The 12930-nt window shown below is 70.3% G+C and carries 10 protein-coding genes; 4 read left to right on the top strand and 6 right to left on the bottom strand.

All coding sequences use genetic code 11. The features are described from left to right. Positions 1 to 48 precede the first annotated feature (48 nt). Positions 49 to 912: a 3-hydroxybutyryl-CoA dehydrogenase gene (locus PV396_RS04455; RefSeq protein ID WP_319200478.1), complete on the top strand. Its 864-nt coding sequence runs from the start codon at positions 49 to 51 to the stop codon at positions 910 to 912. Positions 913 to 992: 80 nt separating this feature from the next. On the opposite strand, the gene PV396_RS04450 is transcribed toward PV396_RS04455, so the two are convergent. Continuing rightward, positions 993 to 1490: a flavin reductase family protein gene (locus PV396_RS04450; RefSeq protein ID WP_319200476.1), complete on the bottom strand. Its 498-nt coding sequence runs from the start codon at positions 1488 to 1490 to the stop codon at positions 993 to 995. Between the two features lie 139 nt (positions 1491 to 1629). After that, positions 1630 to 2802: an acyl-CoA dehydrogenase family protein gene (locus tag PV396_RS04445; protein WP_319200475.1), complete on the bottom strand. Its 1173-nt coding sequence runs from the start codon at positions 2800 to 2802 to the stop codon at positions 1630 to 1632. 186 nt (positions 2803 to 2988) lie between these two features. On the opposite strand from PV396_RS04445, the gene PV396_RS04440 reads away from it, so the two are divergent. Continuing rightward, positions 2989 to 3888, top strand: coding sequence for a LysR family transcriptional regulator (locus PV396_RS04440; protein WP_319200473.1), 900 nt, complete (start codon positions 2989 to 2991; stop codon positions 3886 to 3888). A 371-nt stretch (positions 3889 to 4259) separates the two neighbouring features. Here PV396_RS04440 and PV396_RS04435 read toward each other — a convergent pair whose 3' ends face one another. The 3 genes from PV396_RS04435 to PV396_RS04425 form a co-directional block, all read right to left on the bottom strand. Then, positions 4260 to 5435 carry an acyl-CoA dehydrogenase family protein gene (locus tag PV396_RS04435; RefSeq protein ID WP_416071323.1) on the bottom strand — a complete coding sequence of 392 codons (1176 nt, stop codon included), beginning with the start codon at positions 5433 to 5435 and terminating at the stop codon, positions 4260 to 4262. A gap of 74 nt (positions 5436 to 5509) precedes the next feature. Continuing rightward, on the bottom strand, positions 5510 to 6709 hold the full coding sequence (locus PV396_RS04430) for a CoA transferase (protein ID WP_319200471.1): 1200 nt from the start codon (positions 6707 to 6709) through the stop codon (positions 5510 to 5512). Further along, positions 6706 to 7098, bottom strand: a complete 393-nt coding sequence (locus PV396_RS04425; protein ID WP_319200469.1) for a Zn-ribbon domain-containing OB-fold protein — start codon at positions 7096 to 7098, stop codon at positions 6706 to 6708. Before PV396_RS04425 ends, PV396_RS04430 begins: the two co-directional genes overlap by 4 nt. A 308-nt stretch (positions 7099 to 7406) precedes the next feature. Here PV396_RS04425 and PV396_RS04420 point away from each other — a divergent pair, with 308 nt between their 5' ends. Continuing rightward, complete coding sequence (locus tag PV396_RS04420; protein WP_319200467.1) at positions 7407 to 8096, top strand: GAF and ANTAR domain-containing protein; 690 nt, start codon at positions 7407 to 7409, stop codon at positions 8094 to 8096. 189 nt (positions 8097 to 8285) lie between these two features. On the opposite strand, the gene PV396_RS04415 is transcribed toward PV396_RS04420, so the two are convergent. Next, positions 8286 to 9503 carry a cytochrome P450 gene (locus tag PV396_RS04415; protein WP_319200465.1) on the bottom strand — a complete coding sequence of 406 codons (1218 nt, stop codon included), beginning with the start codon at positions 9501 to 9503 and terminating at the stop codon, positions 8286 to 8288. A 326-nt stretch (positions 9504 to 9829) separates the two neighbouring features. On the opposite strand from PV396_RS04415, the gene PV396_RS04410 reads away from it, so the two are divergent. After that, positions 9830 to 12829, top strand: a complete 3000-nt coding sequence (locus PV396_RS04410) for an SdrD B-like domain-containing protein (RefSeq protein WP_319200463.1) — start codon at positions 9830 to 9832, stop codon at positions 12827 to 12829. Positions 12830 to 12930 lie beyond the last annotated feature (101 nt).

Raw genomic sequence — 12930 nt, 5'->3', positions numbered from 1 at the left:
TCAACACCGCGGCGCGGACCGTGGGCACAAGGACACACGGAGGAACACATGACATCGATCAAGCACGTGGGAGTCGTCGGCGCCGGGCGGATGGGCCGGGGCATCACCGAGATCTGCGCCCGGGCCGGGCTGCACGTCACGTTGTGCGACGTGACCGAGGACAGAGCCCGCGCGGGACTGGCGGGTGTGGCGGACTCGCTGCTCAAGGCGGAGAAGCGCGGAGCCATCGCGCCGGGAGCTCGCGCCCATGCCCTTGCCGGGGTGTCGGTCTCCTCCGATCTCGCCCGGCTGGCCGGTGCGGATCTGGTCATCGAGGCCGCCGTCGAGGACGAACCGGCCAAGACGGCGCTGTTCCGGCAGTTGGACGAGGTCGCCGACCCGGCCGCCGTACTGGCCGGCAACACCTCCTCGGTCCCTGTCGCCCGGCTCGCGGCCGCGACCCGACGGCCGGAGGCCGTGATCGGGCTGCACTTCTTCAACCCGGTCCCCGTCATGCCGCTGGTCGAGGTGATCCCCTCGCTGCAGACCTCGAAGGCCACGGAACTGCGCGTGCTCGCCTTCGTGGACGAGATCCTGGGCAAGAGGGCGATCGTCACGCAGGACCGAGCGGGGTTCGTGGTCAACTCGCTCCTGATTCCCTACCTGTTGGCAGCGGTGAGGATGGTCGGCTCCGGTATGGCGACGGCGGAGGACATCGACAAGGGAATGACGGCCGGCTGCGCCCACCCCATGGGTCCGCTGCGCCTCGCCGACATGATCGGCCTGGACACCGTGGCGGCGATGGGCGAGGCGCTGTACGAGGAGTACCGGCAACCGCTGTACGCCCCTCCCCCGTTGCTGCGCCGCATGGTCGAGTCGGGCCTGCTGGGCCGTAAGTCGGGAGAGGGCTTCTTCAGCTACCGGGCGGCCTGACGGCGTCAGCCCAGGTGGCCGGCTGTACCCACGCCGGCCGGGGCGCAGGCGTGCGTCATGAGCTCGCGCAGCGGCACCTGCTACGAGACGGCCAGGCGCCGGAATCTGCTGTTGTGGAACACCAGGGGCTCTCGGTCGGGTTCGGCCTTCAGACCCTGGATTTCCAGCAGGACGATGGTGTGGTCTCCGCCGGGGAGTTCGGCGTACAGCGAGCAGTTCAGCCAGAGACTGGCGCCGTGGATGTACACGCCGCCGCCGTCGTCGGCATCCCAGTCGACTCCCGCGAACCGGTCCCCCTCCCCGCCGGCCAGCGACCGGCAGATCGTGTCCTGGCCCTCGGCGAGCACGCTCACGCCCACGTGGCTGCGCTTGCGCAGTTTCGGCCAGGTCGTGGAGGTGTCCTGCACGCAGATCGATATCAGGGCGGGTGAGAGGGAGACCGGGGTGAATGTGCTCGCGGCCATGCCCACCGGGGTGCCGGAGTCGAGTGCGCACACAGCGGTCACTCCGGACGGGAAGCAGCCGAAAGCCTGGCGCAGCAGGTCAGAGTTGGTCGGTGTCACGTGGAGAGGGCTCATCGGGGGCCACCCTTTCGGTGTCGGCGTATGGGGTGCGGCCGTGCTGCGGCGCGGATCGCGGGTTCGCAGGAGGGGCCTCAACGGCGGATGCATTGCCTGCTCCGAGATGCTGAGAAAGTCCTTGGCAGGCGGGAGCTCGTCAGTTCTGTCCCGACAGGACCGCGCCCAGCTGGCGCATCGCACCGGTGTTGCCGACCACGTGCTGGGAGACGCAGCGGACATCGCGCCAGCGGCGCTGGAGCGGACTGCTGCTGTAAAGGCCCGCACTGCCCGAGAGGGTCATGATCTCGTTGATGATCCGGATGCCCTCGTGGTGGATGTGCTGAGTGGTGCCCTTGTAGCTGAACCACTCGGCAGGGGTGGGCGCCTCGCCCGCGAGGGCGCGGTCCATGACGGTACGTCCGGTCTGCTCCGACAGGGCTGCCAAAGCCGCTGCGCGCAGCCGCAGTTCGGCGAACTCCTCCTGGAAGACCGGGTCCTCACCGAGCAGAGCCCTGGGGTTGAACGCCGGCCGCTTTGTGGCGGCCAGCTCCGCGAGATCCGCGAGTGCACCCTCCAGGGCGCCGAGGATGACAGCGTCGTGGGAGGCACCGGTGGGTGAATAGGGCAGGTCGTAGAGGGGCGCGGGGATGTTGTTGGCGCCGAACATCGGGCCCGTGTGGTGCTCGGGCACGAAGACGTCGTCCATCGTGAAGTCGGTACTCTGCGTCGCACGCAGGCCGACCGCGTCCCAGGTGTCGAGGAACGTCACCTGCTCCGGCCGCAGCAGCGCGACCCGCATGTCCGGGCGGCCGTCCGGCAGCGGAGGCGCCCCTTCGACCAGAAAACCTCCGAGCATCCAGTCCGGGGTGAACGGGCCGCTCGCCAGCGGCCAGCGGCCACTGATCCGATAACCGCCCTTCACCGGCGTCGCCAGCCCCTTCGGAGCCACCGCCCCTCGGAGCATCAGGTCGGCACCGCCCGCGAAGACCTCCTTCTCGAGCGTCTCCAGCGGCAGCGACCGTACGAAGAACCACGCCATCGAAGCGGCCTGGACGGTCCAGCCCGTCGATCCGTCGGCCCGGGAGATCTCCCGCACCACCCGCGCGCTGTCCACCAGCCCGAGCTGCTCGCCGCCCCACACCCGGGGCAGGGCCATCCGGAACACTCCGGCCTCGCGCAGCGCGGCGACGATCTCCACCGGAACCGCTCGGGCGTTCTCACCCTCGGCGGACCGCTCCGCGATCTCGGGAAGGAGGGCGCGGACGCGGTCGAGAACGCTGTCGCCGGTTCCCCGGTCCGCGGAGGGGCCGGGGTCAAGAAACGTGGTCATGAAAATCTCCCGAGCTGGACGTGCGGAGACTGCTCGTATTCGTATGCCGAGCTTTTTCCACAGGTGAACTGCGGCTTAGAATGACATCTGCGCCACATCCAGGAAAAGCAGAACTTTCCTATAAGGCTTGTCGAGAGTTCCGATAGCAGCAGGAGAGAAATGGCAGCCAGTTTTTCGCTCCGCCAATTGGAATACTTCGTCGCTGTGGCGGACACCGGCTCGATGAGCGCGGCAGCGGTGCGGTGCCATGCCTCCCAGGCCAGCATCTCCGCAGCGATCAGCGACCTCGAACGCCGTCTCGGCGTCCAGTTGCTGGTACGACGCCGGGCGAAGGGTGTCACCCTCACCGAAGCCGGCAGCCGCATCCTCGGACGCGCCCAGGCGATGCTGACTCAGGCCGACGAGATCACGGCCAGCGCCCGGGCCGAGGAGGGCCGACTGGCCGGCCGTCTGACGATCGGCTGCTATTCGGCCCTGACGCCCTTCCTGATACCGCTCCTGGCGGACGGGTTCACGCGGCTTCACCCGGCGGTCAACTTGGAGCTGATAGAGGGTCAGCAGGAGGAAATGCGGCAGGCCCTGGTTCAAGGCTCGTGCGACGTGGCCCTGTTGTACGCGTTCGGTGACGAGGCCGGTCTGTCCTGTACGACGCTCCGCGCGAGGCGCCCGTACGTCATCGTGTCGGCCGGCCACCCGATCGCGGAGCGCGCGTCCGTGTCACTGGCCGAGCTGGCGGACGAGCCGCTGATCATCTATGCGGAGCCGCCCGCCCAGCAGAACGCCGACACCTGGTTCGCCCTCGCCGGAGCACGGCCGAACATCCGGTACCGGACCTCGAGCATCGAAGCACTGCGCAGCATGGTCGCCCGCGGCCTCGGCTTCGCCACGCTGATCCAGTCCTGGCCCACCGACACGAGCGTCGAAGGACTCCCACTGGCATCCGTGCCCATCAGCGACCCGCTGGACGACGTCGCGCTCGTGATCGCCTACGCGTCGAACGTCACTCCCACACACCGGGCCCGCACGTTTCTGCGGTACGCCAAGGAGACCCTCGCCGACGAGGGCGTATCGCTGACAACGGACTGACGTGCGCCCGGCCTTCATCGCCCACTGCGGCGGCACCCGTAACGGGGTCCGAGCGCGCACCCGCCCCGGGTCCGCGTCCGGGTCCGGGTCCAGTCGCGGCGCTTGTGCCGCCTGCGGCAGGACCTGCGGCAGGTTGAGCAGGACCGCGACGACGGGCACCGCGCTCGCCCGGCCGTCGGTGGCCGCGTCACCGGCAATCACCGACGGCCGCCACGGTTCGCACGGCGGCGGCCGGAACCCTTCCAGTGGTCAGCGCATCCGCGCGCCCCGGTCGCCGCGACCTTGCGGATGTCGTCGAGCGCGGAGTCGGGCCCCCTGCAGACGACCGTCACGTGAGCGTGTCGGACGCCTCCTTCAGCCCGTCCGACGGTTCAGCGGAACGCGGGGTACCCGGTGATCGCCTGGCCGACGACCAGCGTGTGCATCTCGCTGGTGCCCTCGTACGTGAGGACGGACTCCAGGTTGTTGGCGTGGCGCAGCGGTGAGTACTCCAGGGAGATGCCGTTCGCGCCGAGGACGGTGCGACACTCCCGGGCGATGGCGATCGCCTCCCGGACGTTGTTGAGCTTGCCGACGCTGATCTGCTCGGGCCTGATGCGGTGCTGGTCCTTGAGCCGGCCGAGGTGGACGGCGAGCAGGGCGGCGTTGCCCAGGGACACGCTCATGTCGGCGAGCTTCTTCTGGGTGAGCTGGAAGGCGCTGATCGGCTTGTCGAACTGGATGCGGGAGTCGGCGTACTCGACGGCCGCCTGGATCGAGTCGCGGGCCGCGCCGACCGCACCGAACAGGATGCCGAAGCGGGCTTCGTTCAGGCAGGACAGCGGGCCGCGCAGGCCCTCGGCGAGGGGCAGCCGCGCCGCGTCGGGCAGCCGTACGTCGTCGAAGGAGAGCTCCGAGGTGATGGAGGCGCGCAGCGACATCTTCTGCTTGATGTCGCGTGTGGTGAATCCGGGCGTGCCGCGCGGGACGAGGAAGCCGCGGACGCCGTCCTCGGTCTGTGCCCAGACGGTGGCCACGTCGGCGATGCCACCGTTGGTGATCCACATCTTGGAGCCGTTGAGGACCCAGTCGTCGCCGTCGCGGACGGCCCTGGTGCGCATCCCGGAGGGGTTGCTGCCGAAGTCGGGCTCGGTCAGGCCGAAGCAGCCGATGGCTTCACCGGCCGCGAGCCGGGGCAGCCACTCCTGCTTCTGCTCCTCCGAGCCCCACTTCCAGATGGAGAACATCGACAGCGAGCCCTGCACGGAGACGAAGCTGCGGAAGCCGGAGTCCGCCGCCTCCAGTTCCAGACAGGCCAGTCCGTAGCTGACGGCGTTGGTGCCGGCACAGCCGTACCCTTCGAGGTGCATGCCGAGGACCCCCAACTTACCCAGTTCCGGGGCGAGTTCACGGGCGAAGTGGGCGTTCTCGAACCACTCGCCGATGTGCGGGCGCACCCGGTCGGCGAGGAACTTGGCGACGGTGGCCTGGATCTCGCGTTCCTCGTCCGTGAGGGTGGAGGAGAAGTCGAGCAGATCGAGCGGGTCCTTCATGGGCTTGCCATTCATCGTAAGCTCCTGTGGCTCTGGTGGTTGCTGTGCGTTCGGGTGGCGCGGCGGTCGGGTGACCGGCTTCAGGGTGCTCAGGTGTGGTCGTCGCGGACGCGGTCGAGGATCTCCGCGGTGTGCCGGCCCAGGCGTGGTGGCGGCAGCCGGTACTGCGCGGGGGTGGCGCTCAGCGTGATGGGGTTCGCGACTTGGCGGGAGGGCCTGCCGTCGGCGCCTTCGGAGGGCGGGGCGGGCAGGTCGACGATGCCGGGAAGGCCGAGTTTCTGGGCGAATCCGAAGGCCTCGTCGAGGCTGTTGACCGGTCCGGCGGGCACCCCCGCGGCCAGCAGGACGGCCGACCAGTGGTCGGCGTCGGCCACGCCCAGCCGTTCGCTCAGGATGTTCCGCAGGTCGGCGCGGTGGGCGACCCGGTCGGCGTTGGTGCGGAAGCGGTCGTCGGTGGCGAGGGCAGGGGCCCCGAGGACCTCGGCGAGCGCCGCGAACTGCCGGTCGTTGCCCACCGCGATCGCGATCGGCCGATCGGCGGCCGGGAAGGTCTCGTACGGGGCGATGCTCGGGTGCGCGTTTCCCATCCGGCCCGGTACCACACCGGCGACGGCGAACGCAGAGGCCTGGTTGACCATGGCCGAGAGCAGCGAACCGAGCAGGTTCACCTCCACGTGCTGCCCCTCCCCGGTGGCGTCCCGGTGCCGGAGGGCCGCGAGGATCCCGAGCGAGGCATGCATGCCCGTGATCACATCGACCAGGGCCACGCCCGCCTTGACCGGCTCCCCCGACGCGTCGCCGGTCACGCTCATCAGCCCGCCGACGGCCTGGACGAGCAGGTCGTATCCGGGGATCGCCGCGCCCGCGCCGCTGCCGAAACCGCTGATCGAGCAGTACACCAACTCCGGTTGCCGGGCACGGAGTTCGCGGGGGCCGAGTCCCAGGCGTTCCATCGTGCCGGGGCGGAAGTTCTCCACCAGCACATCGGACTCGGCGACCAGCGCGCGGGCCTGTCGTAGGCCGGTTTCCGTCGTGAGGTCCAGCACGACGGACCTCTTGTTGCGGTTGACGCTCAGGAAATACGTCGAAGTGCCCTCGTGATCCGCCGGGGGGTGCCAGGCCCGGGTGTCGTCGCCGACGCCGGGCCGTTCGACCTTCACCACGTCGGCGCCCAAGTCGGCGAGGAGCATGGTGGCGTAGGGCCCCGCCAGTACCCGGGAGAAGTCGGCGATCCGCAGACCGTCCAGCGCGCCGGGCCGTGCTCCGCCGGGAACACCGTCCTGTGTCACCACCAGCGCCCCGAACTCTCGGCGCGGTAGGTGAGTTCGACGACGGGCATGCCCCCGCCGGGAGGAGCGACGGACCGTACGACGGTCACCCGCGCCCCCACCGCGACCGCCACCGGCGCCGTGCCGGTGACCTGGCAGAGAACGTAGAAGCCCTCGTCCATCGCGACGAACCATGTGTTGTGCGGGACGTGGCCGTGGCGGCGCACGACGACTCCGGAACCCTCGCTGCGCTCCCGGGTGAAGGCCGTGGACCCGCAGGCACGGCAGAAGGAGCGACGGAAGGCCGGGGAGCCGCACCAGCGGCAGCGCTGGAAGAAGAGTTCGCGGCTGAGCGCCGACGCGTCGTCCTCTCCCGACTCTGTGTGTTCAAGGGCATCTGTCTGGAGCATCACGGGCCTCCTGCGAGCAGTCCGCCGACCGGAAACGAAGGGGTCGGGATCCGATGTGGCTCCCTCACCCTCGCCCCGCTGCGAAGCGGTGGTCAACGACGTACTGACGCATCTTTGTGCGCGAGAAACGCTCCGTTCGAGGAGGTCAGGGCGGGTTTCCCGGCGCTACGCTCCCCTGGGCGCGCACTCCGCGTCGCGCCGCCCATCGCGCCGCCGCACCGCCCGGTCCGGTCCCGGCGCCGCTCTGAGCCAACCGTGGAAAACTGGGTAGGAGGCTTGTCCGGGCCGGACGAGAATCGGAGGACGACGTGGACTGGGGACGGTTCGCACAGCAGATGGCGTCGATGGCGCGGGATCTCCTGGCGCAGGACTCGGTTGCCGCCACGCTCCGGCGGATCACTGCATCGGCCACCGAACTGGTGGAGGGCTGCGACGCGGCCGGCATCCTGGTGCTGCACGGCGAGCGGGTCGAGACCCTCGCCCCGACCGATCAGCTCGTCACCGACAGTGATCAGCTTCAGGAGCGGCTGCGTGAGGGGCCGTGCTTCGACGTGGCTCACAACTCCGAGGGCGAGCGGGTCTTCCGCATCGCCGACCTCACCGGCGAGCACTCGCGCTGGCCCGCCTACGCCCCTCAGGCCCACGAGCTCGGAGTGGGCAGCATGATGGGCTTCCTGCTGTTCACCGACGACGAGGACCTCGGCGCGCTGAACCTCTACTCGCGCAAGCCGGGCGCGTTCACCGAGGCCAGCGAGCTCGCCGGATGGCTGCTGGCCTCCCACGCGGCGGTCGCCTTCTCCAGCGCCCGCACCCATGCCCAGATGGAGCAGGCCGTCGCCACCCGCCATGCCATCGGCGAGGCGATGGGCATTCTCATGGGCCGCCACCATGTGACCGAGGAACAGGCGTTCGACGCGCTGCGCCGCTACTCACAGCAGCACAACGTCAAACTCCGGGAGGTCGCCCGGCGGATCTGCGAACAGGGCGACCTCACGTGACCCGAAGCGGGCGGCTCCCCCGGCACTACGTCTGAACCAGAGGAACCTGAGCAGGCTCAGCCCCATGGGAACGCCGAACCTCACCTACGGACCAAGTCCCCCCTCCCGCCCCTTCCACACCCCGGTTCCTCGTCGGAGAGTGCGGGGAGCGGTCGGGACCGGTGTACCTCAGGTCGGGGCGGGTGCGACTCAGGTCGGGGTGAAGGCGACGTTCAGCCGGGTGAGGCCACGGAAATTGAGGCTGCGCTGCCACTGCGGGGGCTCGGATTCGTCGAGCCGCAGGCCGGGGAGGCGGGTGAGGAGCGCCTCCAGGACGATCGCGCCCTCCAGCCGGGCGAGCGCCGCGCCGAGGCAGAAGTGCGGACCGTGTCCGAACGCCATGTGCCGGCCCCCGGAGCCGGACCGCTCGAAGTCCAGCACATGGGGGTCGGGGAAGACGGCCGGATCCCGGTTGGCGGCGCCGCCCACCAGGAGCACCGTCTGCCCCTCGGCGATCTTGCGGCCCGCGAGGTCCAGATCGTGCCGCGCCCGGCGCAGCATCAGCTGCACCGGGGCGTCGTAGCGCAGGAGTTCCTCGACGGCCGCGGGCATCAGGTCGGGCCGGGCGCGCAGTCGGTCGGCCGCGTCCGGGTGGCGGAGCAGGGCGAGGGTGGCGTTGCCGATGAAGTGGGTGGTCGTCTCATGGCCCGCGATCAGCAACAGGGCGCAGTTGGCGAGGAGTTCGTCGAGATCCTGATCGGCGTCACCGGCCTGGGCGGTCACCGTCGCGCGCAGGGTGCCGGGGGTGGGCGGGGTGTCCTGGCGGGTGAGGAGCTCACGGAGGTAGGCGAGCATCTCCGCCATACTCTGTGAGGCCTCGCGGTTGCGGTCCGCGTCGAGCCGGGAGTTGCCGATTGCCTCGGCGACCGGATCGGACCAGGCGGCGACCGCGGCACGGTCCGCCTCCGGTACGTCGAGGAGGTCGCAGATGATGGTGAGCGGGAGTGGGCGGGCGAGGTCGGCGACGATGTCCATCCGGCCGGTCGGCGCCACCCGGGTGATGATCCGGTCGACGGCTTCGACGACCCGGGCACGCAGCGTCGCCACCGCACGGGGAGCGAACGCCTTGCTGATCAGGGCCCGCAGGCGCGGGTGGTCGGGGATGTCGTTGTAGAGCATCTGCCGGCTCAGGACCCGGGCGAGCGGCCGCAGCTCCTCCGGAACGGCCTCGATGTCCGGGTAACGCACCGAGGACAGCCCCGGGGCACCCGCCGCGCTGCTGACCACGGCGTGCCCGGTCGCGATCCAGGCGCCCGTCCGGCGGTCCCAGAAGAGGTCGTCGGCACTCCGCAGTTCTTCGTAGAAGTCGTAGAGCCGCTCTTGGACTTGGGGCCGAAACGCCGACAGGAGCGATGAAGGGGTGCGCATCGGCCCATTCTTTCAGCGCTGCCGACCCACGGATGCCGACCCGATGTCGACCACACGCGCCCAACCCGGCGGCGAGTCCGGCACATACGCGTCGATGTCGTCGTCCACAACGCCCGCGGGGGCACCGAGTGACCGCGCAGGCCGTCGCACGGCAGGCTCGGGCGTGACGGTCCGTCACTTCTGTCCGAAAATCGTCCGATTCCTCCGAACGGGCCGATTCGATCTTCTTCACGGTTCCTATACATAGCGAGATGGGGGTGTTCGCTCCACGAGACGAGGAATCAGTGTTCAGAGCAGAACCAGGCACCACCGCCTCGCGTCGGCGCGTGCACGCCGCTCCGCCCGGCCGACGCAGACGGCTCGCCGGCCTGACCGGCCTGAGTCTCGCGCTGGTCGCGACCGGTTCGCCCGCCCTCGCGGTCGCCGGGTTCGGCCCGCTCGCCCCGACCACGCGTGCCGCGGCTCCGGGCGACGGCACGGTGACCGTACGGGTCGTCACCGAGGTGGACGCGGACGGCGCCTACGACAGCGTGCTCGAGCCGGGCCTCGCCGGCGTCAAGGTCAGCCTGACGGACGACGCCGGCACCGTCCGGAACCTGACGACCGGGGCCGACGGCACCGTCACCTTCACCGCCACGTCCGAACTCACCGGAGGCAAGTACCGCGTCCAGGTCTCCAATCCGGACCCCGGCAACCTCTCCCCCGCCGTCGCGGGCCCGGGCACGGGCGCCGACGTCATCCGCGGCAACATCGGCTTCGTCGACGTGTCCGGCGGTACGGACGTCACATACACCACCGGTTTCTGGGAGCCCGGCGTCTACTGCCAGGAGAACCCCTACCTCGTCAGCTGCAACCTCACCAAGGGCGACGCGCCGAACACGTACAAGGGCCTCGTGTCCTTCAACGGGAGCTTCACCGGCAGCACCCCCGACAGCGCGGTCACCCAGCTGACCGACAACACGAGGCAGCAGGCCGTGTTCGGCATCGGCGTGGACCGCACCGGCAACAAGTACCTGGGCACGCTCGTCAAGCGGCACACCGCGTACGGGCCGGCGGGCGGCACCAACACGATCTACCGCCAGTTCGGCACGGACCCCGCCGTGGACGCCTTCGTCACGCTGCCCGGCAGGCTCACCCCGCACGAGACCACCGACAACTGGCTGCACGACGACGCCGTCTACGGCAGGGTCGGCCGCGAGGGCATCGGCGATGTCGACGTGTCCGGTGACGGCAGGACGCTGTACGCGGTCCACATCGGCGACACCAAGCTGTACGGCGTGGCCATCGTCGGCTCCGGCGCGACGGCCAGGGCCGGCACGCAGACGGCGTACGACATCCCGAGGCCGAGGGCCTGCGTCGGCGAGTGGCACCCGTACGGCATCGGGGTGCGCGGCAAGCGGGTGCTGGTGGGCGGGGTGTGCGGCGCCGAGACGACGGTCTCCACGTCCGTCCCCTGGGGCGACCCGACCCAACTCAGCGCGCACGTCTACGAGTTCGAGAACGGCACGTTCAGCGAGATCTTCACGCACGCGCTGAACCATCCGCGCGGATGCGCCTACCGGTTCACCGGTCTGCCGGCCGACGCCCACCGCTGCACCAAGCCGTCCACGGTCGGCCAGGTGATGAGCGGCGCGTGGGAGGCCTGGAACGAGCGGGTGCCGGGCAGCGAGTCGCACTCGTTCGTCTCCGCGCCGCAGCCGATGCTGGCCAACATCGAGATCGCCGACAACGGCGACCTGGTGCTCGGCTACCGCGACCGCTTCGGCGACATGACGGGCACGGCCACGTTCGCCCACAACTCCACGCGGCGACCGCTCATCACCGGCATCGCCGCAGGTGACGTACTGCGCGCCTGCAAGTCGGGGACGACGTACACGCTGAAGAGCGACGGTTCCTGCGGCGCGCTGTCCGGCAGTCTGCGGGGCGACGGCAAGAGCCCGGGCGGCGGCCGGCTCCACGACGACTCCACGACACTCGAGGACGCGGTCCACGACCAGATCGGCGAGGGCGCCACGGCACTCCAGCCGTACCGCGACAAGCTGTTCGGCACGGCCCACGACCCGTACGACGCCTTCCAACAGGGCGTCCGCAACTGGACCGCGACCGACGGCCCGGCCCACGGCAACCTGCTCATCCAGGCGACCTGGGACAACGGCCTCGCCCTGCGCCAGAACCTCTTCGGCAAGGCCAACGGGCTCGCCGACCTTGAACTCGTGTGCGACCAAGCGCCCGTCCAGATCGGCAACCGGGTCTGGTACGACTCGAACGGCAACGGCGTCCAGGACCCGTCCGAGCCACCCGTCCCGGGCGTCGTCGTCACGCTGACCCCGCCGACCGGGCCGGCACTGACCGCCACGACCGACGCGAACGGCGAGTACTACCTGGGTACGGAGGACGGGCTGACGCCGAACACGGCGTATGCGGTCGAATTCGACTACTGGGGTGTCGACCCGTCGGCTCTCCCCGGCTCACCGACCCTGGCAGAGCTGAAGTGGACGCAGCGGGGACCCGGCCGCGACCGTTCCCTCGACTCGAACGTCGACTCGGCGGGCCGAACCACGGTGACCGTCGGCGACCCGGGCGACGTCAACCACCGGATCGAGGCGGGTCTTGTCGGTCCGGTCGACAGGCTGGGCCACCGCGTCTGGTACGACACCGACGGCAACGGCGTCCAGGACCCGGGCGAGCCCGGCGCGAAGGACGTCACCGCCGAGTTGATCGACCCCGCCACGGGTGACGTCCTCAGGACCGTCAGGACGGACGCGGACGGGCACTACCAGTTCACCTCCCTGCCCGACGGACGCTACAAGGTCTGCTTCCGCGGCCCGCGCGGCTACCTCTGGACCAGGCAGAACGCGGGTGCCACGGGGGACGGCTCGGTCGTCGACCCGACCAGCGGCTGTTCCCCGGTGGTCACCCTCCGCCCCGGCGACCGGACCGACCTCGCTCTCGACGCGGGCCTGGTCGGGGAGTTGAGGCTGAGGCTCGTCCAGACCGACGGGAAGACCGGCGAGCCGCTGCAGGGCGCGGTCTTCCAGCTGTGGATCGACAGCAACGGCAACCCCGGCCTCCAGCGCCAGGGCGTCGGCAAGGACCGGATGGCCGGCGACTGCGTCACCGGCCGCACGGGCCGGTGCTCCTTCGACGACAACCGCATCGGCACGTACTACCTCGTGGAGAAGGACGTCCCCGAGGGCTACGTCCTGCCGGCCGACCCGGTCTTCGGCCCGTACGGACTGACCCTGGCGAACGGCACGGGCACCGCCGGACTGCTCGTGCGGATCACCAACGAGCGGGGTGAACCCTGCAAGGGCGGCACGTGCTGACGCCCTGCCCAGCGGGGTGACGGCCGCGCACCCGGGAGGGTGACGCGGAGCGGGCCGCGTACCGGTGTCGACCGGTACGCGGCCCGCCCGCATGAGGCAAA

It is taken from the genome of Streptomyces sp. ME02-8801-2C (genome assembly GCF_033793965.1).
GTDB lineage: Bacteria > Actinomycetota > Actinomycetes > Streptomycetales > Streptomycetaceae > Streptomyces.
Note: the sequence above shows the minus strand (reverse complement) of the source record. Positions and strands in the feature narration are given on the sequence as shown.

Bases quoted from the DNA above. Each gene is read 5' to 3' on its own strand.
- PV396_RS04445 (WP_319200475.1), bottom strand. From the start codon at position 2,802: ATGACCACGTTTCTTGACCCCGGCCCCTCCGCGGACCGGGGAACCGGC.
- PV396_RS04425 (WP_319200469.1), bottom strand. From the start codon at position 7,098: ATGCTCCAGACAGATGCCCTTGAACACACAGAGTCGGGAGAGGACGAC.
- PV396_RS04450 (WP_319200476.1), bottom strand. From the start codon at position 1,490: ATGAGCCCTCTCCACGTGACACCGACCAACTCTGACCTGCTGCGCCAG.
- PV396_RS04435 (WP_416071323.1), bottom strand. From the start codon at position 5,435: ATGAATGGCAAGCCCATGAAGGACCCGCTCGATCTGCTCGACTTCTCC.
- PV396_RS04455 (WP_319200478.1), top strand. From the start codon at position 49: ATGACATCGATCAAGCACGTGGGAGTCGTCGGCGCCGGGCGGATGGGC.
- PV396_RS04415 (WP_319200465.1), bottom strand. From the start codon at position 9,503: ATGCGCACCCCTTCATCGCTCCTGTCGGCGTTTCGGCCCCAAGTCCAA.